The following is a 19,960-nucleotide window of genomic DNA, read 5'->3' on the forward strand; positions in this document are numbered from 1 at the left end:
GGCGCCCTGCCCGCCATCAGCCAACACCTCTCCAAGCTCAAACTGGCCGGCCTCGTCCGCTCCCGCCGCGAGGGCCGGCGGGTGGTGTACTTCGTCGACGACCCGGACACGGTCGCGGTGATGCGCACGCTCGTCGTCCAACTCGCCGCCCGCGAGGCGGACGCGCCGCCGGCCCGCCTGCGCCGACTGGGCGGCTGAGGGCCCCACCGGGCGCGCGGACCGCTCAGGTCGCGTCGGCGTCGAACGGCGGGCGCTCGCCCATGGGGGCGTCGAACGCGGACCGCTTGCGCAGGTCCACCGGCACGCGGCTCGCGTGCGGCGCCGCCGCCGGCTCCGGGTCGAGTGCGGCGCGCAGTTCCCCGATGCCGTCGCGGAGTTCCCCGAGGCCCAGGCCGTCGTCGCCGAGCAGTTGTTTGCGCACGAAGGTCCGCGGGTGCAGGTCGGTGAACTCGAAGTCCTTGAATTCCGGGCCCAGTCCGGCGCGCACCTCCTCCTTGGCCTGGTCGGAGAAGTTCCGCACCTTGCGTACCAGCGCGGTGGCGTTCTGGAGGAACTCCGGTAGTTTGTCCGGTCCGAAGAGCAGCACCGCCAGGATGCCGATGACGAGCACGTCGGGGGTACTCATGCCCAGGAACATCCCGCCACTCCTCTTGGGTCGCCGGTGCGCCGCACCGCTGCGGCACGCACGTCCTCGGACATTTTAGATATTGCGCAATCGTGGAACCAAGACGGGGTTCCCGGCGTTGTCCAGAACGACGGCACAGACAGGATTCAGGACAGCTGGAGGGTTTTTCATGGGTGTGACCCTGTCCAAGGGCGGCAACGTCTCGCTCAGCAAGGAGGCCCCGGGCCTCAGCGCGGTGACCATCGGCCTGGGCTGGGCCGTCCGCACCACCACCGGCGCCGACTACGACCTGGACGCCTCCGCCCTGCTGTGCGCCCAGTCCGGGAAGGTCCTCACCGACCAGCACTTCGTCTTCTTCAACAACCTCACCAGCCCCGACGGTTCCGTGGTGCACTCCGGTGACAACCTCACCGGCGGCAGCCACGGCGACGACGAGCAGATCCAGGTGAACCTGGCCGCGGTCCCGGCCGAGGTCGGCAAGATCGTCTTCCCGGTCTCCATCTACGAGGCCGAGGAACGCGGTCAGAGCTTCGGCCAGGTCCGCGAGGCGTTCATCCGGGTGGTCAACCAGGCCGACGGCCGGGAGATCGCCCGCTACGACCTCACCGAGGACGCCTCCACCGAGACGGCCATGGTCTTCGGCGAGGTCTACCGGCACGGCGCGGAGTGGAAGTTCCGCGCCATCGGGCAGGGTTACGCCTCGGGCCTGCGCGGCATCGCCCAGGACTTCGGGGTCAACGTCGGCTGAACGGCGCGCCGGGCGGGCCGTCCGCCGGACGCCGGCGCGGGGCGGAAGGAGCGGGAGATGGCTGCATCCCGGGTGCGGTGGCGGTGGTGGGTGCTGCCGGGTGCCGCCCTGGCCGTCTGGGCCGTGGCGCACACCGACCGCGGCGGCACCACCCCGGACGCCGCACCGCGCCCGGCCGCCACGTCGTCCGCCGCGCCGGACGCCACCCCGTCCGCGACGCCCGGCGGCAGCACGACCGCCCCGCAGTCGGCGGGGGCGTACGACCCGGCCGACTGCGCCGCCGCGGTCCGCCGGTACGCGGCGGCCGCCGGCATCCACCCCCAGCTGCTGATGGCGATCCTCTACAACGAGTCCTACAAACCGCACGACCCGGCCCTGGAGCGGGCCTGGCAGCGCTACAAACCCGATGCCGCGTTCGGGGTCGCCAACATGCACCGGGCCGCGTTCGACGAGGTCAAGCGCGGTCGGGCGTTCGCCGACCGGAAGTGGGAGGAGCTGCCGGACGACCGGGACCTCGCCGTCGAGGCGGCCGCCTGGTACCTGCACGACCTGGACCGCCAACTGCCCGCACGGCCCGTCGGGCACACCCGAGACGAACTGCTGGCGCTGGGCTACAACGCCGGTGCGGGCAACATGCGCGCCTTCGCGCACGGCACCCCGCCGGGCGTCCAGGCCCAGTCCTACCTGGACCGCCTGCACGAGAACTGGGCGCGGGCCGGCCGGGCCGTCAACCGGTGAGGCGACCGTCACCCCCGCGACGGTCCGGCGACAGGAAGGCGTCAGAACGCGGTGGTGGCGCGCTTCTGACGCCGCCTCACCCTGATACTTCAGGCATTGCGCAAGATAGGGAACCTTGCTGATTTCCTTGGCGTTGTAGCCGACGGACGCCGGATGCCGGGAACGTTATGGAGGAAGCTCATGGGCGTGGCCCTGACCAAGGGCGGCAACGTGTCGCTCAGCAAACAGGCCCCAGGTCTGACCGCCGTCAGGGTGGGGCTGGGCTGGCAGGTGGCGACCGCCACGGGGACCGGTCACGACCTGGACGCCAGCGCGCTGCTGTGCGGCGAGTCCGGCACGGTCCTGACCGACCAGCACTTCGTCTTCTTCAACAACCTCACCAGCCCCGACGGTTCGGTGCGCCACTCGGGCAGCCGGCCCACGGGCGAGGACCAGGAACAGATCGAGGTCGACCTCGCCGCGGTCCCGCCCGAGGTCGCCAAGATCGTCTTCCCGGTCTCGCTCTACGAGGCCGAGCAGCGCCGGCAGAATTTCGGCCAGCTCAGCAGCGCCTACATCCGCGTGGTCGACCGGACCGGCGGCGCCGAGCTGGCCCGTTTCGACCTGTCCGGCCAGGCCGCCACCGAGACCGCCATGGTCTTCGGCGAGCTGTACCGCCACGGCACGGACTGGAAGTTCCGCGCGATCGGCCAGGGCTACGCCTCCGGGCTCGCCGGCATCGCGCAGGACTACGGCGTCGACGTGCTGCGCCAGGAGCCGGCCCCCGCGGCCGCACCGGCCCGGTCCGCGCCGCCCGCCCACCCCTCCACCGCGCCCACCGGGCCCGCCGCCCCGCCGGCGCCGCCCACGCCCACGGTGACGTCCGTGGCCGTGGCATCGGCCGCCGGAGCGGCACCGTCCGGGCCGGGCTTCGCCCCTGCCACCTCACCGCAACCGACAGGAAGTTCCGACATGACCTGCTTCTTCGACCCCAGCCACGGCCCCGGGATGACGCCCGTGACGTGGTCCCCGCAGTGGGGCGTGCCGCGCCAGGTCCAGACCTGCGGCGGCTGTGCGCAGCGGGTGCAGACCACCGCGCCGCCGTTCTACACCCCCGCCCAGGCCGGCTATCCGCAGCCCGTTCAGCAGGGCTACCCGCAGCAGGCGCAGCCGGGTTACCCCCAGCAGGGCTACGCCCAGCAGCCGGACCACCAGCAGGGCGGCGGCCGGCGCTTCGGCACCGGCGCGCTGATCGGTGCCGGTGCCGCCGGCCTGGTGGGCGGTGCGCTGCTGAACGAGGCGTTCGACGACGACGAGCCCGAGGTGGTCGTCAACAACTACTACGAGGGCGACGAGTACTGATCCGCCGCGCGGCAGCACCCGCCGGAGCCCGGTCGTGACCCGTCACGGCCGGGCTCCGGCGCGTTCGGCACCGGGCCGCCCGCGCGCTCACCGGGGCGCGATCCGCACCACCCCGGTGAGGGTGCCCTGCCACCACACGCCGCCCGGCGTGGCGTTGCCCGCCATCTGGAGCGTGTCGAAGAGGAAGCCGGTTCCCAGGCGGTGACGGCTCGTCACCCGTCCGGTCTCCGCGTCGACGGCCAGGAAGTCGTAGCGGTCCAGGATGCCGGTCCGTGCCGGGTCCAGCAGGCCGGTGCGCTCCACGGTGTAGAGCGTGCCGTCCGCGACGGACAGCTTGGGCACGGCGGCGGAGCGGATCCGGGTGTCCCAGCGGATCGCGCAGCCGCTCCCGTCGCGGTCGACGTCGACCCGGGTGAGCCCGCCGGAGAACGGGGCGCTCGCCGGCTCCGCCGCCCCTGCGCCGTCCGGCACCGCCGGGTAGGGGTAGCCGTAGGTGCTGGCCACGTAGACGCTGTTGCCGGCCCCGATGGGCGAGTTCTCGGTGCCGCTGCCGTTGGGGTCGAGGACCGGTATCCGGCACACCGTGCGGTTGTCCTCGGTGGACACCACGATCAGGTGCTCCTGGGGAGCGGCGTTGTCGGTGATCGCCAGGTACTCGGAACCGGTGCGCGGCCCGAAGAACGTCGGGGTGGCGCCCGTCCCGTGGCTGAGCTGCCCCGGTTTGCGGGCCGGCCCGCGGTCGTAGGCCCGCTGCCAGACCACCCGCGGCGTGCCGTCCGCGCCCGCGCGCAGCAGGTACAGCGCGTGGTCGGTGGCGACGGCGGTGCCTTCGGGCGCGGTGGAGATCGAGTTGGCGACGGCCTCGCCGAGGTCCGTCGTCCGCACGGTCTTCGTCGTCGTGTCCACCGTGCCGACGAGGCCGTGCGCGGTCGCGAACCACACCCGTCCCCGCCAGTCCGGGGAGAGCCCGACCACGCTGTCCCCGGCGGGCACGGCGCCGGTCAGCGGTGTCCGCTCGACGACCTTCAGCTCCCAGCCGCCGCCCGCCTTCCTGGCGTGGGCGATCCGCAGCAGGTCGCCGGAGCCGTCGGCGACCACCAGCCGGTCCCGTTCGTCCAGATAGCTGTAGATGCCGCCCAGGACGCTGGACTTGGCGAGTGTCAGTTCGGTGAGCGAGGCGCCGGTCGCCGGGTCGAGCAGGTGGACGTGCGGCGCCCGGTCGAACATGCCGGTGCACACGGCCACCGGGTAGCCGTCCGACCCGGCGACCACGGTCGGGCAGGCGGCCTGGAGCGCCGTGCGGTGGCTGACGGTCCCGCCGGTCCCGGGGCCGCTGCGGGGCGTGGTGTCCGACGAGGCGCTGTCGCCGTGCATGGCCCCCGCCCCGCCCGCGGCGAGGTGGGGGTTGGCGGGCGGGGCCGCGGCCCGCGCGGGCCCGGCCGTACCGAGGACGGCGGCCAGGGCGGCGGCGAGCGCGAGAACGCGGGTGCTGCGAGGGGGCATGGATCGGCTCCAGGATTCGGGAAGGGGGACGGCGCGCGCCGGATTCGGGCGCGCCGGGCACGCGGGCGGGACGGCGCACGCGCGGGTCGCACGGTCAGCGGTGGGGACGGTGGTACGGAACGGGCGGCGCCGATCAACCGGCCCACCGGGAGGATCGGTTGGCATCGGCTCCCCGGGGGCCGGCAGGCGGCGCGGCGGCATCCGGGACGATCGGTCCCGCACGCCGCGCGCACGACGGTCCGGCGCGGAATCGGCCGGGCACGGTGGTCCGACCGCCGTCCGGGACGGCTGACGCCCGGTACGAACACGTACGAAAGCGGATGAACGGGGCGGGGTCAGCGGCCCGCCGGACGACACGCCGCGGACGCGAGCCGCGCGAGGTCCAGGAAGAGGCGTCTGTGGAGCGGGAGTTGACCCATCACGCGCGGCATTGCAGCACGCGCACCGCGAACCCGCAATCCCCGTCCCACCCCTGAAGACGCCCCGCGCCCACCGCGGAGATCGTCAACCGGATGCCTCCAGGGTCCCGCCCTCGGAGGGCAGCGGGCCGCGAGCCGGTGTCCGCGCGGGGTTTGGCCCCTACGGTCGGGGCCATGGCCGAAAACGAAAGTCCCCCAGCGCCCCCTCTGGCGCGCGCCGAGCAGTTCGTCTGGCTGACCGCCCGGGTGCTGGAGCAGCGGCTCTTCGCGTACCACTTCCTCGGCGGCGGCGCGGACCCGGTCGAGACCGCGCTCACCGCGTACCGCAACGACGACGACGGCTACGGCCACGCCCTGGAACCCGACCTGCGCGGCCCGGTCAGCCAGCCGCTGCACACCGCGCACGCCCTGAAGGTCCTGGACCGCATCGAGCGGTGCGACGGCCGCCGGGTCGAACGGATCTGCCGCTACCTCACCCGGATCTCGACCCCCGACGGGGCGCTGCCCGCGGTGCACCCCTCGCTGCGCGGCTACCCGGCCGCACCCTGGATCCCGGTGGTCGACACCCCGCCGAGCTCCCTCCTGGCGACCGGCCCGGTGGTGGGGCTGCTGCACCGCAACCAGGTCTGGCACGCCTGGCTCTTCCGGGCCACCGACTACTGCTGGGCGGTCGTGGAATCGCTGGAGCAGACCCACCCCTACGAGGCCGCGGCGGCCGTGGCCTTCCTGGACGGTGCCCCGGACCGGCCGCGGGCGGCCGCCGCGGCGCAGCGACTGGGCCGTCTGGTGCGGGAGCAGGGCCTGGTCGTCCTGGATCCCGCGCGGGCGGCCCAGACCCCGGTGCCGGAGGGGTACGCCCCCGGGGAGCACCACTTCGCGTACCACTTCGCGGCCACGCCCCGTTCGCTGGCCCGCAGTTGGTTCACCGACCAGGAGGTGGACCGGGCGCTGGACCACCTCGTCGCGCTCCAGGGGGACGACGGCGGCTGGCCCGTCACCTGGCGCCTGTGGGCACCGGGCACCGCGTTGGAGAGCCGCCCGATGGTGACGCTGGAGGCGCTGCTCACCCTGCGCGCCTACGGGCGGCCGCTGGGTTGACCGGGGCCGCGGGCCGGGCCGGCGGGCGGCCCGGCGGCGCGGTCACCCGCCCAGGGCCCGCACCCCCGCGGTGACGGCCACCGCGACCGCGACGATCAACAGGAACGGCGCGCGCAGCAGCAGGGCGACGACCGCGGCGGCGACCCCGGCGGCCTTGGCGTCGAGCAGCAGGTGCCGGCCCTCGCTGAAGGTCTCCTGGGCGGTCAGCGCGGCCAGCAGCGCCACCGGCAACAGCGCGGCCAACCGTCTGACCAGGGGGCGCTCCAAGAGGCCGGCGGGCGCCGACAGGCCCAGGAACTTGACCAGGTAGCAGCCCACGGCGGTGGCGCCGATCGCGATCCAGACGGTCATGCCCGGTCCTCCTTCGGTGCGTCGTGGGACGCGCCGGCCCGCTCCTGCGGGACCGGCGCCACGGGTATCGCCTCCCCCGGGGCGGGCGCCCGCCGGCGCCGCCCGTGGACGGCGAGGACGACGGGCGCGGCCAGCGCCGCGAGCAGCACCGGCACCCCGGCGGGCACGAGCGGCAGCGTCACCAGGAGCAGCAGCACCGCGAGGCCGGCCGTGCAGCGCTCCACGGTGGACCGCAGCATCGGCGCGAGCAGCGCGACGAAGACGGCGGGGCCGGCCGCGTCCAGGCCCCAGGCGTCGGTGTCGCCGAGCGCCCGGGCCCCCAGGGCGCCACCGAGGGTGGTGAGGTTCCACAGGACGTACAGCGCCAGCCCGGTGACGGTGAAGCCCAGCCGGGCGCTGCGCCGGTCGGGCTGGGCCAGGGCGACCGCGGAGGTCTCATCGATGATCCAGTGGGCGGCCAGCGGTCGGGCCGTTCCCCGGTAGCCCAGGACGGCGGAGAGCCGCAGCCCGTAGAAGGCGTTGCGGACGCCGAGGAAGAAGGCGCCGGCCGCGGCCGTCAACGGGTTGCCACCCGCGGCGAGCGCGCCCACCAGGGCGAACTGCGAGGCCCCGGTGAAGACCAGCAGGCTCAGCGCGCAGCTCTGCCAGACGCTGAGCCCGGCCCCGGCGGAGGTCACGCCGAAGGCGAAGCCGGACAGCCCGACCGCGACGCCGACGCCCAACGCGTCCCGGATCACGGCGGAGTCGGGCCGCTGCGGCAGCGGCGCCACCGCCTGGACCGCGTGCTCTGCGGGCGCGCCCCGCGCCCTCCTCGGTGCCGTCTGCCGCGTGCCTGCTTGCGCTCTCTGTTTCGCCACGCCCCGGACCCTAGGAGGCGCCGCCGCCACCGTCTTGTACGTTCTTGCGCGCCACTGGGCCTCCGGGCAGCGGGGGACGGGGCGGCGCCGGCTACCGCTCCGCGTCGCCGCGGGCCCGCGGCCTCCTGGTCCGTGGCGCCCCGGGCTCCCCTCCCGGCGCGCCGTGCGGCGCCGCGCGCTCCCGGCGGTAGGCGCCCGGCGGCACCCCGACGATCCGGGTGAAGTGCCGGTTCAGGTGCGGCTGGTCGGTGAAGCCGACCGCCACCGCCGTCCGTGCGGGCGGAGTGCCCGCCTCCAGGAGGCGGCGGGCGCGCCGCACCCGGGCGTCGGTGAGCCAGGTGTGCGGCGGCATCCCGTACGCCGCGCGGAAGGCCCGCAGCAGCGCGAACGGACCGGTCCCCAGCTCCCGGGCGAGTTCCTCCAGGGTGGGCGGGTCGGCCATCCGCTCCTCCAGGACCGCCCTGGCCCGGGCGGCGGCGCGAGTGCCCGCCGAGCGGGGTGCGCGGGCCGGCAGCGGACCCCCGTGGCCGCGCAGCAGCCGGGCGAGGGCGATCCGCAGCAGGCTGTCGGCGGCCAGCGCGTTGCCGGCCTCGGCGGCCCGGTGGATGCCGGCGATCAACCGGCCGGTGCCGGGCTCGTCGGCGACGGCCCGGACGAAGCCCGCGGTGCCGCGCAGCCCGGTGGTCTCCCGGGCGATCCCGGCGACGACCTCCGCCGACGGGTACAGCGTGGCGTAGCTCCAGCCCTCGGGGGCACCGGCCCGCGCGCTGTGCGGCACCTCCGGGTTGAGCATCACGATGCCGCCGGGGCCGGCGCGGACCACGCCGTCCCGCAGCCCGACCGCCTCGACCCCGGAGGTGACCACGCAGATCACGTAGCCGTCGTGGGCGTGGCGGGGGAAGGAGTGCCCTACGTAGCGGGCCCGCAGCAGGTCCAGGCCGGGCAACTCGGGAGGGCGCCAGTGGCGCGCCCACTCGCCGCGCGCCCGCGGCGCGGTCGGCGCGCCCCCCGCACTGATCATGGCCATGCCGCCATTGTGCGTCCGGCGCGCGGTCGGGCGGCGCGGCGTCCGCCCGGTGGACCGACCGCGACCCGGCCGCGGCCGCCTGCGGACCGGATTGTCAGTGGTCCGGTGCACGATGGGGGACATGACCCAGTCAGCGCTCGACTCCTTCTCGCCCGCGACCCGCGGCTGGTTCGCGGGGGCGTTCCGTGCGCCCACCGCGGCGCAGGAGGGCGCCTGGCGGGCCATCGCCGAGGGGTCGGACGTCCTGGTGGTCGCGCCGACGGGCTCCGGGAAGACGCTGGCCGCGTTCCTGGCGTCGCTGGACGCCCTGGCGAGCACCCCGCCACCCGCCGAGCCGAAGAAGCGCTGCCGGGTGCTGTACGTCTCGCCGCTGAAGGCGCTCGCCGTCGACGTGGAGCGCAATCTGCGCAGTCCGCTGACGGGCATCCGGCAGGAGTCGGTCCGCCGCGGGCTGCCGGAGCCGGACGTCCGGGTCGGCACCCGCTCCGGCGACACCCCGGCCGCCGAGCGCCGTGCACTGGCCACCCGCCCGCCGGACATCCTCATCACCACGCCCGAGTCGCTGTTCCTGATGTTGACGTCCGCGGCCCGGGAGGCGCTGGCCGGCGTCGAGACGGTGATCGTGGACGAGGTGCACGCGGTCGCCGGCACCAAGCGCGGCGCCCACCTCGCCCTGTCCCTGGAGCGGCTGGACGAGCTGCTGGACCGCCCGGCGCGCCGGATCGGGCTGTCCGCGACGGTCCGCCCGGTGGAGGAAGTGGCCCGCTATCTCTCGCCCCGGCGCCGGGTGGAGATCGTCCAGCCGCCGTCCGGCAAGCGGTTCGACCTCACGGTGGTCGTCCCGGTGGAGGACATGGGCGAGCTGGGCAGCGCCCCCGTCCAGGAGGGCGAGACGGGCGAGAAGCCCTCCATCTGGCCGCAGGTCGAGGAGCGGATCGTCGATCTCGTCCAGGCGCACCGCTCCACGATCGTCTTCGCCAACTCCCGCCGCCTCGCCGAGCGGCTGTGCAACCGCCTCAACGAGATCGCCTACGAGCGCACCACGGGCACGCCGCTGCCCGAGCACCACTCCCCCGCCGAGCTGATGGCCGAGGCCGGCGCCGCCAAGGGAGCACCGGCCCTGCTGGCCCGCGCGCACCACGGCTCGGTCTCCAAGGAGCAGCGGGCCCAGGTGGAGGAGGACCTCAAGGCCGGGCGGCTGCCGGCCGTGGTCGCCACGTCCAGTCTGGAGCTGGGCATCGACATGGGCGCGGTCGACCTGGTCGTCCAGGTGGAGTCGCCGCCGTCGGTCGCCTCCGGACTCCAGCGGGTGGGGCGGGCCGGCCACCAGGTCGGCGCGGTCTCCAAGGGCATCGTCTTCCCCAAGTACCGCGGCGATCTGGTGCAGGCGGCCGTGGTCACCGAGCGGATGCGCGCGGGCGCCATCGAGGCGCTGCGGGTGCCCGCCAATCCGCTGGACGTGCTGGCCCAACAGGTCGTCGCGATGGCCGCGATGGACACCTGGGACGTCGAGGAGCTGCTGGCCGTGGTCCGCCGGGCGGCCCCGTTCGCCGCGCTCCCGGAGTCCGCGTTCACCGCCGTACTGGACATGCTCGCCGGCCGCTATCCGTCCGACGCCTTCGCCGAGCTGCGCCCGCGCCTGGTCTGGGACCGCGTCGCGCAGACCGTCACCGGCCGCCCCGGCGCCCAGCGGCTGGCCGTGACGTCCGGCGGCACCATCCCGGACCGCGGCCTGTTCGGCGTCTTCCTGGCCGGCGAGAGCTCCGGAAAGGGCAGCGGCGGACGCCGGGTCGGCGAGCTGGACGAGGAGATGGTCTACGAGTCCCGCGTCGGCGACGTCTTCACGCTCGGCACCACGTCCTGGCGCATCGAGGACATCACCCGCGACCGGGTCCTGGTCACCCCCGCCCCCGGGGTGCCCGGCCGGTTGCCGTTCTGGAAGGGCGACCAGCTCGGCCGCCCGCTCGAACTGGGCCGCGCGCTGGGCGCGTTCCTCCGGGAGATCGGCTCACTCGCCCCCGAGGACGCCGGCGCCCGGATGTCCGCCGCCGGCCTCGACGACTGGGCGGTCGCCAACGTCCAGGGCTACCTCGCCGAGCAGCGCCAGTCCTGCGGCCACGTCCCGGACGACCGCACCATCGTCGTCGAGCGCTTCCGCGACGAGCTGGGCGACTGGCGGGTCGTCATCCACTCCCCCTTCGGGGCGCAGGTGCACGCCCCGTGGGCGCTGGCCCTGGGCGCCCGGCTCACCGAGCGCTACGGCCTGGACGCCCAGGTGATGCACGCCGACGACGGCATCGTGCTGCGGCTGCCGGACGCCGACCTGATGGGCCTGGACTTCCTCGACGGCGAGGGCGACGGCGGCTCCGGTGCGGCCGACCGCGCGGAGCTCGACCCCGAGCAGTCCCCGGTCGGCGCCGCCGACGTGGTCTTCGACCACGGCGAGGTCGACCAGCTCGTCACCGAACAGGTCGGCGGCTCCGCGCTGTTCGCCTCCCGCTTCCGGGAGTGCGCGGCGCGCGCCCTGTTGCTGCCCCGCCGCAGCCCCGGCAAGCGGACCCCGCTGTGGCAACAGCGCCAGCGCGCGGCCCAGTTGCTCCAGGTGGCGAGCGAGTTCGGGTCGTTCCCGATCGTCCTGGAGGCGGTCCGCGAATGCCTCCAGGACGTCTTCGACGTGCCGGGGCTGACGGAGTTGATGGCCGACATCGAGGCCCGCCGGGTGCGCCTGGTGGAGGTCACGACCCCCGAGCCGTCCCCGTTCGCCCGCTCGCTGCTCTTCGGCTACGTCGCCCAGTTCCTCTACGAGGGCGACTCCCCGCTCGCCGAGCGCCGCGCCGCCGCACTGTCCCTGGATTCCCGGCTGCTGGCCGAGCTGTTGGGCCGGGCGGAGCTGCGCGAGCTGCTGGACGCGGAGGTCCTGACGGAGCTGGAGGCCGAGCTCCAGTGGCGCACCGAGGACCGTCGCGTCAAGGACGTCGAGGGCGTCGCCGACCTGCTGCGCCTGTTGGGGCCGCTGACCGACGCCGAGTTGGCCGAGCGGGGCGCCGAGCCGGCCTGGCCCGCGGAGCTGGCCGCGGCCCGCCGCGCCATCCGGGTGCGGATCGCCGGCACCGAGCACTGGGCCGCCGTCGAGGACGCCGGCCGCCTCCGGGACGCCCTGGGCACCGCGCTCCCGGTCGGCGTCCCCGAGTCGTTCACCGAGCCGGTCAAGGACCCGCTGGGCGATCTGCTCTCCCGGTACGCCCGCACCCACGGCCCGTTCACGTCCGAACAGGCGGCCACCCGCTTCGGCCTGGGCACCGCCGTGACCGACGGCGCCCTCCAGCGCCTGGCCGCCGCCGGCCGCCTCGTCCAGGGCGAGTTCCACCCCCAGGGGATCGGTCAGGAGTGGTGCGACGCCCAGGTGCTGCGCCGGCTGCGCCGCCGTTCGCTGGCCGCGCTGCGCGAGGAGTTGGAGCCGGTGCCGCCCGCCGCGCTGGCCGCCTTCCTCCCCCAGTGGCAGCACGTCGGCGCGCCGCGGCCGGCGCCCTCCTCCGGGGCGCCCGCGCCGCCGGCCGCCGGCTCGTCCGGGCTGCGCGGCCTCGACGGCCTGGTCCGCGCCGTCGAGCAGCTCCAGGGCGCGCCGGTGCCGGCCTCCGCCCTGGAGAAGCTGGTCCTGCCGTCCCGGGTCGGCGGCTACGCCCCGGCGCTGCTGGACGAGCTCACCGCCACCGGCGAGGTGCTGTGGGCCGGCGCGGGCGCCCTGCCCGGCAAGGACGGCTGGCTCTCGCTCCACCTCGCCGACACCGCGCCCCTCCTGCTCCGGCCCCCGCTGCCCCTGGAACTGTCCGCGCTGCACGAGTCGGTGCTGCGCTCTCTCGCCCCCGGCTACGGCCTGTTCTTCCGGCAGATCGCCGACCAGGTCCGGGCCACCACACATCCGGACGCCACCGATCCGCAGCTCGCCGACGCCCTGTGGGAGCTGGCCTGGTCGGGTCGGCTCACCAACGACACCCTCGCCCCGCTGCGCGCCCTGCTCGGCTCGGGCCGCACGGCGGGCTCCACGGCCCACCGCGCCCGCCGCGCCGTCCCCCGGGGGAGGTACGGCACGCTGACCGCCGCCGCCCGCCCCACCGCGTCCCGCTCGGGTCCGCCGACCGTCGGCGGCCGCTGGTCCCTGCTCCCCGCGCCCGAGCCGGATCCGACGCACCGCGCCCACGCCCTGGCCCGCACGCTCCTCGACCGGCACGGCATCGTCACCCGCGGCGCGGTCGCCGCCGAGGGGGTCACCGGCGGCTTCTCCGCCGCCTACCGCGTGTTGGCCGCCTTCGAGGAGTCCGGGCAGGCCCGCCGCGGCTACGTCGTCGAGGGACTGGGCGCCGCCCAGTTCGCCATGGACGGCGCGGTGGACCGCCTCCGGGCGATCAGCACCCAGCGGGAGCGCGGCACCGACGGCCCGTTCCCGGACGGCGGCCCGGCCCGGCACGGGCGCGGCGGGGGGCCGCGCGCCCTGGTCCTCGCCGCGGCCGACCCGGCCAACGCGTACGGCGCCGCGCTGCCCTGGCCGGAGCCGCCCGAGGGGGCCACCCACAAGCCGGGCCGCAAGGCGGGCTCCCTGGTCGTCCTGGTCGACGGCGAGCTGACGCTCTACCTGGAGCGCGGCGGCAAGACGCTCCTGATGTGGCCACTGGGCGGCGACCCGGCCGAGGCCGCCACCGACCCCCGCCTGCACTCCGCCGTCGAGGCCCTCGTCGACGGGGCCCGGGCGGGCGCCGTCGGCACCCTCACCACCGAGCGCATCAACGGCACCTCCGCCCTCACCTCCCCCTACGCGCCCGTCCTGGAGGCCGCGGGCTTCCACCCCACGCCCCGGGGAATGCGGCTGCGCGGCTGACCCCACCGGCGGGCTGACCCCGCCGGCGGGCTCCGGGCCGTGGACGGAGCCGCCGCCCGCAGCCCGCGGTGCATGATGGCCCCATGCCCGAAGGCGACACCGTCTGGCGGCTGGCGCACCGTCTCCACCAGGCGCTGGCCGGCGCCCCGCTGATCCGCTGCGACTTCCGCGTCCCGCGCCTGGCGACGGTGGACCTCACCGGGCGCGAGGTACGGGCGGTGGTGTCCCGCGGCAAGCACCTGCTCACCCGCTTCGAGGGCGACCTGACCCTCCACTCCCACCTGCGGATGGACGGCGCCTGGAAGATCTACGCCCCGGCCGAGCGCTGGCGCGGCGGCCCCGCGCACCAGATCCGGGCGGTCCTCGGCACCGCCGCGCACACCGCCGTCGGCTACCGCCTGCCCGTCCTGGAGCTGCTGCGCACCGCCGACGAGCCCCGGGTCACCGGGCACCTGGGCCCCGATCTGCTGGGCCCGGACTGGGACGCCGCCGAGGCCCTGAGCCGGCTGCTCGCCACACCCGACCGCCCCCTCGGCGAGGCCCTGCTCGACCAGCGCAACCTCGCCGGCATCGGCAATGTCTACAAGTCCGAGCTGTGCTTCCTGCTCGGCGCCTCCCCCTGGCTGCCGATCGGCCGCCTCACCACCCCGGAACGCGCCCCCGCGCTGGCCAAGAAGCTCCTGGAGGCCAACAAGGACCGCCCGACCCGGGTCACCACCCCCTGGGGCGCCCGCTCCCGCCCCTTCGACGGCGGCGCGGCCGGCCGCTCGGACCGCCGCCTGTGGGTCTACGGCCGCGCCGGCCGCCCCTGCCTGCGCTGCGGCACCGTCGTCCGCACCGCCGAGCAGGGCCCCGGCACCGAAGAGCGGGTCACCTACTGGTGCCCGACCTGCCAGCCGCCCCCATCCGTGCCGTGACGCACCGTCAGTCGCCCCCGTTCCGGGACCTGCGCCACCACTGCCCGACGAGCCGCCCCGCCTCGGAGCGCCGCCACGCCTGCGTCAGCCGTGCCTCCACGGCCGCGACCGCGCCGTCCCGCCGGAGCGGACCACGCGCCCCCGCCCGTCGCCCGCTCCACGGAACGCAGTGCACGGGCAGCAGGCTGAGCCCCCAGCCCGCGGTCGCCACCGCCCCCTCCACCGGTCCCGCCGACCCCGGCCACAGGAGCAGCCGGGACACCGCCCACCACCACACGCCCCCGACGAGCGCCGCGGATATCCACCGTCCCGGCACGTACCACGCACGCCTCGCCATGCCTGCCTCCTCGGGCCGACGCTAGACCGGGCCCGCCACCGGCGACAGGGGCGCACCGGCGCACGCCCGGCGCGTGCGGCGCGCTCCGAAAACCCCGGCGACGGGCCCGGTGACCGGCCGGTCACCGGGCCGAGTCCGACGGGCCGCGGTCAGTGGGCCTCGGCCTGGAACATCCAGTGGTGCTTCTCCAGGTCGGCGGTGAGGCCGATGAGGATGTCCTGGCTGACCGGGTCGGGCTCGTCGGTCGCGGCGATCCGCTCCCGCATCCGCCCGATGATCACGCCGAGCGCGTCCACCAGCGTCCGGACGACGTCGACGTCCTTGACCCAGCCGTCCGGCGCCTCGCTGATACCGCTGGTCTTGGCGACCGTCGCGGACCGGCCGTCCGGCGAGACCCCGATCGCCGAGGCCCGCTCGGCCACCGTGTCGGCGTGCAGCCGGGCGGTGGCGACGACCTCGTCGAGCTGGAGGTGGACGGAGCGGAAGCGCGGACCGACGACGTTCCAGTGCACCTGCTTGGCGACCAGGGAGAGGTCCACCAGGTCCACCAAGGCCCCCTGGAGGGCGTTGCCGACGACGGCTCGGGCTTCCTCGGACAGCGTGCTTGTGACCACAGACATCCAGATACTCCTTTTCAGGCGCATTAAGGATATTCATGCGAATAATCCGATTTAGCCCCATGGTACGGGCCGGGGCTCCGCTCCGAGCAGCCCAGCCGGTCCGGCCGGGCCCGCACCGGGGCGCCACCCGGGCAGCAGGAAGCCCCGGCGGGCTGCTGCCCGCCGGGGCTCCGGCCGTGCTTGGTCTGCGGTGTCAGGCCGCGACGACATCCACGACGTCGGCCGGGGACTTGATGGTCACGCGCTCCTCCGGCACTCCGGCCAGGGACGCGACGGACACCGAGTTGAGCTTCGGTCGCACCGGTGCCGGCACCGTGTCCGTCGCAGCCGCGGAGGCCGCCAGCTCGGCGAGCGCCAGCTCGTCGCTGACCTCCCGCATCAGCTCGGACATGCGCACGTCCAGCGCGTCGCAGATCGCCGAGAGCAGTTCGGAGGACGCCTCCTTCTGGCCCCTCTCGACCTCGGACAAGTAGCCGAGTGACACCCGGGCGGAGGACGAGACCTCGCGCAGGGTGCGGCCTTGGCGCTGACGCTGTCGGCGCAGCACGTCACCCAGCAGGCGACGAAGCAGAATCATCGCTGGCTCCCTCCTCGGACCTCGGACGCGGATCCTTCTCGCCCCACCGTACCGCCTCGGGCCGCAGCCGTGCCGGGAGCAAGTACGTGTTCACTCAGGGCTGCAAACATCCATTCCCCCCGTGTTGTTCCGTATCCTGTGCCCGCGCATTTTCTGCGAGTTCGCCCAACAGCAGCGCGAGCACCGCCTGAACGCTGTCCCGACGGATCCGCTCACGATCCCCCGCCAGCGCCAGCCGCCGTGCCTTTCCCACACCGTCCGGCCCCTGGACGGCCACGTAGACGGTGCCCACCGGCTGCCCGTCCTGGGGCTCCGGCCCCGCGACGCCGGTGGTGGCGATGCCCCAGTCGGCACCGAGCACCCGCCGCACCCCGGCCGCCATCTGCCGCGCGACCTCGCCGTCCACGGCCCCACGGGCGTCCAGCAGCGCGCCGTCCACGCCCAGGAGATCCCGCTTGACGTCGGTGGCGTAGGCCGTGACCGACCCGCGCACCACCCGCGAGGCCCCGGGAACGCCGGTCAGCTCGCCCGCGACCAGCCCGCCGGTGAGCGATTCGGCCACCGCCAGGCTCTGCCGCCGCCCGGCGAGCACCTCCAGCGCCCCGGCCGCCGCAGAACCCGGCGCGCTCACCGGCTCTCGCCCGTTTCCGCCCGCTCGGCCCGTTCGGCCCGCTCGCGGGCCAGCCCGGCCCGGCGCAGCACCACGGCCTGCCGGACGTAGTCGAGCCCGGTCGCCACGGTCAGGACCACCGCCACCGCCATCACCCACCAGCGGAAGGTGGCCAGCGGCCCGGTCAGCACCAGGACGTACATGCCCACGGCGGTGCCCTGCGCCAATGTCTTGATCTTGCCGCCCCGACTGGCCGGAATCACTCCGTGTTTGATCACCCAGAACCGCATCAGGGTGATGCCCAGCTCCCGGAAGAGGATCACGCCCGTCACCCACCAGGACAGGTCCCCCAGCACCGACAGGCAGATCAGCGCCGCTCCCATGATCGCCTTGTCCGCGATCGGGTCGGCGATCTTGCCGAAGTCGGTGACCAGGTTGTACGTCCGTGCCAGGTGACCGTCGAAGATGTCGGTGATCATGGCGATGGCGAAGGCCGCCCAGGCGAACGCCCGCCAGGCCGGGTCGTGGCCGCCGTCGTGCACCAGCAGCAGCACGAACGCCGGGACCAGCAGCAACCGCAGCATCGTCAGGACGTTGGCGATGTTCCACAGCCCGGCCTGCCGGGCGACCGGCGCCGTGCGCGGCCTCCCGGCGGCAGAAGCCGAGGCTCCGCTCATCTGCCCGCCTCCTCGGTACATCCCGTACCGTCCACCGACAGCACCTCCGCCACGAGGTCCACGCCCTCGCTGGCGACCACCTTTGCTTCGACCATACGACCGGGCCGCAGGTCCTGGCCGCTCGTGAGCAGCGTGACGCCGTCGGTCTCCGGCGCCTGGTGCGCGGCCCGCCCGACGACGCCGTCGTCCTCGTCGTCGATCCGGTCCACCAGTACCCGGACGCTCTCCCCGACCCGCTCCGAGGCCCGCTGCGCGGTCAGCTCCTCGGCCAGGCGGGAGACCCGCGCCAGCCGCTCGGCGACCACCTCGGGGTCGAGCTTGTCGTCGTAGCCGGCGGCCTCGGTGCCGTCCTCGTCGGAGTAGCCGAAGACGCCGATGGCGTCCAGCCGGGCCTCGCCGAGGAACCGCTCCAGCTCCGCCACGTCGCCCTCCGACTCGCCGGGGAAGCCGACGATGAAGTTCGAGCGGGCGCCGGCCTGCGGCGCCTTGCTGCGGATGGTCTCCAGGAGCTCCAGGAAGCGGTCGGTGTCGCCGAACCGCCGCATCGCGCGCAGCACCCCGGGCGCGGAGTGCTGGAAGGACAGGTCGAAGTAGGGCGCCACCTTGTCGGTGCCGGTCAGCACGTCGATGAGGCCGGGCCGCATCTCGGCGGGCTGGAGGTAGCTGACCCGGATCCGCTCGATGCCGTCGACGGCGGCCAGCTCCGGCAGCAGCGTCTCCAGCAGGCGGATGTCGCCCAGGTCCTTGCCGTAGGACGTGTTGTTCTCGGAGACCAGCATGATCTCCTTGACGCCCTGCTCGGCCAGCCAGCGGGTCTCGCCGAGCACGTCCGAGGGACGGCGCGAGATGAACGAGCCGCGGAAGGACGGGATCGCGCAGAACGAACAGCGCCGGTCACAGCCCGAAGCCAGCTTCACCGAGGCCACCGGCTCGTTGCCCAGTCGGCGGCGCAGCGGCGCCCGCGGCCCCGAAGCCGGTGCGACGCCCTCGGGCAGGTCCTGCGGCGGCGCCGCGGGCTCCTCGGCGTCGGACTGGGCGTGGCCGGGCAGCGCGATCCCCGCGGCGTCCTGGCGCTCCGCCGGGCTGATCGGCAGCAGCTTGCGGCGATCGCGCGGGGTGTGCGAGGCGTGGACGCCGCCGCTGAGGATGGTCTGCAGGCGGTCGGAGATGTCGGCGTAGTCGTCGAACCCGAGCACCCCGTCCGCCTCGGGCAGCGCCTCGGCGAGTTCCTTGCCGTAGCGCTCGGCCATGCAGCCGACGGCGACGACGGCCTGGGTCCGGCCCTGGTCCTTCAGATCGTTGGCTTCCAGCAGGGCGTCGACGGAGTCCTTCTTGGCGGCTTCGACGAAGCCGCAGGTGTTGACGACGGCGACGTCCGCATCGGTGGCGTCCTCGACGAGCTCCCAGCCGTCCGCTGCCAAGCGGCCTGCGAGCTCCTCCGAGTCCACCTCGTTACGGGCGCAGCCAAGGGTGACGAGGGCGACGGTACGGCGTTCGGGCATGGGGCTCAGCCTACTTCGTCCCGGACACCCCCATGGCGCGCAGGTCTCCGCCGCCCGTCCCAGGGGTCCCGGGAGGGGCGGCGGAAGGGTTGTGACCGGCGCTCCTCAGCCCGCCTGCGGATCCCCCGGCGTGTAGCTCAGCCGCTCCACCGAGCCCTCGTCGCCGACCTTCTTGACCTCCTTGCCGTTGACGTACAGCTGTACGGCCCCGGCGTTGCCGACGACGAGGTCGATCCGCTTCTTGTCGGTGAACGTCTTCGACTCCCCCTGCTTGAGCAGCCCGTCCTGCAGGAGCTTGCCGTTGGCGTCCTTGGCGGAGACCCAGCTCTGGCCGTCCTTGGCGGTCACCTTGATCGTGACCTTGTCCTTGGGCAGTCCGGCGATGGCGCTGTCGGAGGGCGCCGGGCGGGGCGGCTGCGGGGCCTGGGGCCGGATGGTGCTGGGGGCCGGGCCGGGCTTGTCGGCCTTGGCGGTGTCGGAGGCGATCGGCCCGCCCTGGTGCTTGCTGCCACTGCTGAAGAACGTGAAGCCGGCGAAGCCGATCACCGCGACGATGGCCGCCACCATCGCCGCGGTCCAGTTGGGGCGGCGCGGTTCCGACCGGATCCGCTCCGCCTCGAAGAGCGGGGCGGCGACGGTCGGGGTGGGCCGACCGCCGTGGTCGGCGTCGTAGCGTTCGATCAGGGATTGGGGGTCGAGGGAGACGGCTCGGGCGAGCGCTCTGATGTGTCCGCGTGCGTAGACGTCGCCGCCGCAGCGGGAGAAGTCGTCCTGCTCGATCGCGTGCACGAGGGGGATCCGCACCCGCGTCGCCGTACTGACCTCTTCGACGGTCAGTCCCGCGCCGATGCGGGCCTGCTGGAGGGCTCGGCCGACCGAAGGCCGGTCCGGACCGGGGGAAGACCGGTCCTCTTCGGGGGAGTTGGGAGAGTTGCCGATGGACACGGGGGCGCCTTTCGAGCGTGTAGCCACCTGCTGGAAGTTCAGTCTAGGGGTGTTGCGAAAGGGTCGGGCAAGCGGGAGAGCCGGGTTTGTACGCCATCAGAACGCCCCGCGGCGCTGCCTCGGGGCCGGAGGCCGCAGCGGCCTCCCCCGCTTCCCTCAACTTGACGTGCGGCCAAGGAAAACGGTTGCCTCCGC

18 protein-coding genes and 1 pseudogene are annotated in these 19,960 nt (G+C 74.8%); 7 read left to right on the forward strand and 12 right to left on the reverse strand.

Annotated features, from left to right (window positions below):
• A pseudogene (locus ACJ6WD_RS39340) lies at positions 1-198 on the forward strand (transcriptional regulator); the annotation flags it as partial.
• Positions 199-223: 25 nt separating this feature from the next.
• On the opposite strand, the gene ACJ6WD_RS39345 reads toward ACJ6WD_RS39340, so the two are convergent.
• A complete protein-coding gene (locus ACJ6WD_RS39345; protein WP_374206856.1) occupies positions 224-637 on the reverse strand; it encodes a sec-independent translocase in 414 nt (137 codons plus the stop codon).
• A 157-nt stretch (positions 638-794) separates the two neighbouring features.
• Between ACJ6WD_RS39345 and ACJ6WD_RS39350 the strand changes: the two genes are divergently transcribed.
• The 3 genes from ACJ6WD_RS39350 to ACJ6WD_RS39360 all read left to right on the forward strand — a co-directional run bounded on the left by ACJ6WD_RS39350 (position 795) and on the right by ACJ6WD_RS39360 (position 3,452).
• On the forward strand, positions 795-1,373 hold the full coding sequence (locus ACJ6WD_RS39350) for a TerD family protein (protein ID WP_016572786.1): 579 nt from the start codon (positions 795-797) through the stop codon (positions 1,371-1,373).
• 57 nt (positions 1,374-1,430) lie between these two features.
• On the forward strand, positions 1,431-2,111 hold the full coding sequence (locus tag ACJ6WD_RS39355) for a transglycosylase SLT domain-containing protein (RefSeq protein WP_331248631.1): 681 nt from the start codon (positions 1,431-1,433) through the stop codon (positions 2,109-2,111).
• Between the two features lie 180 nt (positions 2,112-2,291).
• Positions 2,292-3,452, forward strand: a complete 1,161-nt coding sequence (locus tag ACJ6WD_RS39360; protein WP_376442315.1) for a TerD family protein — start codon at positions 2,292-2,294, stop codon at positions 3,450-3,452.
• An 87-nt stretch (positions 3,453-3,539) separates the two neighbouring features.
• Here ACJ6WD_RS39360 and ACJ6WD_RS39365 read toward each other — a convergent pair whose 3' ends face one another.
• The gene (locus tag ACJ6WD_RS39365; RefSeq protein ID WP_376442318.1) at positions 3,540-4,955 is read right to left on the reverse strand and encodes a hypothetical protein; all 1,416 of its coding nucleotides are present in this window, start codon (positions 4,953-4,955) and stop codon (positions 3,540-3,542) included.
• Between the two features lie 593 nt (positions 4,956-5,548).
• On the opposite strand from ACJ6WD_RS39365, the gene ACJ6WD_RS39370 reads away from it, so the two are divergent.
• On the forward strand, positions 5,549-6,472 hold the full coding sequence (locus ACJ6WD_RS39370; RefSeq protein WP_233660270.1) for a hypothetical protein: 924 nt from the start codon (positions 5,549-5,551) through the stop codon (positions 6,470-6,472).
• A 42-nt stretch (positions 6,473-6,514) separates the two neighbouring features.
• On the opposite strand, the gene ACJ6WD_RS39375 is transcribed toward ACJ6WD_RS39370, so the two are convergent.
• The 3 genes from ACJ6WD_RS39375 to ACJ6WD_RS39385 form a co-directional block, all read right to left on the reverse strand.
• The gene (locus ACJ6WD_RS39375) at positions 6,515-6,823 is read right to left on the reverse strand and encodes an AzlD domain-containing protein (RefSeq protein WP_016574886.1); all 309 of its coding nucleotides are present in this window, start codon (positions 6,821-6,823) and stop codon (positions 6,515-6,517) included.
• The gene (locus ACJ6WD_RS39380; protein WP_376442346.1) at positions 6,820-7,593 is read right to left on the reverse strand and encodes an AzlC family ABC transporter permease; all 774 of its coding nucleotides are present in this window, start codon (positions 7,591-7,593) and stop codon (positions 6,820-6,822) included. The genes ACJ6WD_RS39375 and ACJ6WD_RS39380 overlap by 4 nt, the downstream gene beginning before the upstream one ends.
• A gap of 178 nt (positions 7,594-7,771) precedes the next feature.
• The gene (locus tag ACJ6WD_RS39385) at positions 7,772-8,707 is read right to left on the reverse strand and encodes an AraC family transcriptional regulator (protein WP_233660269.1); all 936 of its coding nucleotides are present in this window, start codon (positions 8,705-8,707) and stop codon (positions 7,772-7,774) included.
• Positions 8,708-8,828: 121 nt separating this feature from the next.
• On the opposite strand from ACJ6WD_RS39385, the gene ACJ6WD_RS39390 reads away from it, so the two are divergent.
• Together ACJ6WD_RS39390 and ACJ6WD_RS39395 are read left to right on the forward strand one after the other, a co-directional pair.
• The gene (locus tag ACJ6WD_RS39390; protein WP_407617642.1) at positions 8,829-13,580 is read left to right on the forward strand and encodes a DEAD/DEAH box helicase; all 4,752 of its coding nucleotides are present in this window, start codon (positions 8,829-8,831) and stop codon (positions 13,578-13,580) included.
• A gap of 83 nt (positions 13,581-13,663) precedes the next feature.
• Positions 13,664-14,497 (forward strand): Fpg/Nei family DNA glycosylase, encoded by an 834-nt coding sequence (locus ACJ6WD_RS39395; RefSeq protein WP_233660267.1) that lies wholly within the window; start codon positions 13,664-13,666, stop codon positions 14,495-14,497.
• A gap of 7 nt (positions 14,498-14,504) precedes the next feature.
• Here the strand turns inward: ACJ6WD_RS39395 and ACJ6WD_RS39400 are convergent, their stop codons facing one another.
• From ACJ6WD_RS39400 to ACJ6WD_RS39430, 7 genes are all read right to left on the reverse strand, one after another.
• The gene (locus tag ACJ6WD_RS39400; protein ID WP_233660266.1) at positions 14,505-14,834 is read right to left on the reverse strand and encodes a hypothetical protein; all 330 of its coding nucleotides are present in this window, start codon (positions 14,832-14,834) and stop codon (positions 14,505-14,507) included.
• Between the two features lie 149 nt (positions 14,835-14,983).
• Positions 14,984-15,454 (reverse strand): Dps family protein, encoded by a 471-nt coding sequence (locus ACJ6WD_RS39405; protein ID WP_016571085.1) that lies wholly within the window; start codon positions 15,452-15,454, stop codon positions 14,984-14,986.
• A 193-nt stretch (positions 15,455-15,647) separates the two neighbouring features.
• Positions 15,648-16,031 (reverse strand): helix-turn-helix domain-containing protein, encoded by a 384-nt coding sequence (locus tag ACJ6WD_RS39410; protein ID WP_233660265.1) that lies wholly within the window; start codon positions 16,029-16,031, stop codon positions 15,648-15,650.
• Positions 16,032-16,125: 94 nt separating this feature from the next.
• Positions 16,126-16,662, reverse strand: coding sequence for a CinA family protein (locus ACJ6WD_RS39415; RefSeq protein WP_233660264.1), 537 nt, complete (start codon positions 16,660-16,662; stop codon positions 16,126-16,128).
• Positions 16,659-17,318, reverse strand: coding sequence for a CDP-diacylglycerol--glycerol-3-phosphate 3-phosphatidyltransferase (gene pgsA, locus ACJ6WD_RS39420; RefSeq protein ID WP_331248626.1), 660 nt, complete (start codon positions 17,316-17,318; stop codon positions 16,659-16,661). Before pgsA ends, ACJ6WD_RS39415 begins: the two co-directional genes overlap by 4 nt.
• Positions 17,315-18,820: a 30S ribosomal protein S12 methylthiotransferase RimO gene (rimO, locus tag ACJ6WD_RS39425; RefSeq protein WP_331248625.1), complete on the reverse strand. Its 1,506-nt coding sequence runs from the start codon at positions 18,818-18,820 to the stop codon at positions 17,315-17,317. The genes pgsA and rimO overlap by 4 nt, the downstream gene beginning before the upstream one ends.
• Positions 18,821-18,925: 105 nt before the next feature.
• Positions 18,926-19,765: a helix-turn-helix domain-containing protein gene (locus tag ACJ6WD_RS39430; RefSeq protein ID WP_016571080.1), complete on the reverse strand. Its 840-nt coding sequence runs from the start codon at positions 19,763-19,765 to the stop codon at positions 18,926-18,928.
• Positions 19,766-19,960: the final 195 nt, after the last annotated feature.

The sequence above is a fragment of the Streptomyces sp. VTCC 41912 genome (genome assembly GCF_045799175.1).
In the GTDB taxonomy this organism is placed as follows: Bacteria; Actinomycetota; Actinomycetes; order Streptomycetales; family Streptomycetaceae; genus Streptomyces; species Streptomyces albulus_C.

Coding starts and splice junctions, on each gene's coding strand:
- ACJ6WD_RS39345 (WP_374206856.1), bottom strand. CDS start 637: ATGTTCCTGGGCATGAGTACCCCCGACGTGCTCGTCATCGGCATCCTG.
- ACJ6WD_RS39350 (WP_016572786.1), top strand. CDS start 795: ATGGGTGTGACCCTGTCCAAGGGCGGCAACGTCTCGCTCAGCAAGGAG.
- ACJ6WD_RS39355 (WP_331248631.1), top strand. CDS start 1,431: ATGGCTGCATCCCGGGTGCGGTGGCGGTGGTGGGTGCTGCCGGGTGCC.
- ACJ6WD_RS39360 (WP_376442315.1), top strand. CDS start 2,292: ATGGGCGTGGCCCTGACCAAGGGCGGCAACGTGTCGCTCAGCAAACAG.
- ACJ6WD_RS39365 (WP_376442318.1), bottom strand. CDS start 4,955: ATGCCCCCTCGCAGCACCCGCGTTCTCGCGCTCGCCGCCGCCCTGGCC.
- ACJ6WD_RS39370 (WP_233660270.1), top strand. CDS start 5,549: ATGGCCGAAAACGAAAGTCCCCCAGCGCCCCCTCTGGCGCGCGCCGAG.
- ACJ6WD_RS39375 (WP_016574886.1), bottom strand. CDS start 6,823: ATGACCGTCTGGATCGCGATCGGCGCCACCGCCGTGGGCTGCTACCTG.
- ACJ6WD_RS39385 (WP_233660269.1), bottom strand. CDS start 8,707: ATGGCCATGATCAGTGCGGGGGGCGCGCCGACCGCGCCGCGGGCGCGC.
- ACJ6WD_RS39390 (WP_407617642.1), top strand. CDS start 8,829: ATGACCCAGTCAGCGCTCGACTCCTTCTCGCCCGCGACCCGCGGCTGG.
- ACJ6WD_RS39395 (WP_233660267.1), top strand. CDS start 13,664: ATGCCCGAAGGCGACACCGTCTGGCGGCTGGCGCACCGTCTCCACCAG.
- ACJ6WD_RS39400 (WP_233660266.1), bottom strand. CDS start 14,834: ATGGCGAGGCGTGCGTGGTACGTGCCGGGACGGTGGATATCCGCGGCG.
- ACJ6WD_RS39405 (WP_016571085.1), bottom strand. CDS start 15,454: ATGTCTGTGGTCACAAGCACGCTGTCCGAGGAAGCCCGAGCCGTCGTC.
- ACJ6WD_RS39410 (WP_233660265.1), bottom strand. CDS start 16,031: ATGATTCTGCTTCGTCGCCTGCTGGGTGACGTGCTGCGCCGACAGCGT.
- pgsA (WP_331248626.1), bottom strand. CDS start 17,318: ATGAGCGGAGCCTCGGCTTCTGCCGCCGGGAGGCCGCGCACGGCGCCG.
- rimO (WP_331248625.1), bottom strand. CDS start 18,820: ATGCCCGAACGCCGTACCGTCGCCCTCGTCACCCTTGGCTGCGCCCGT.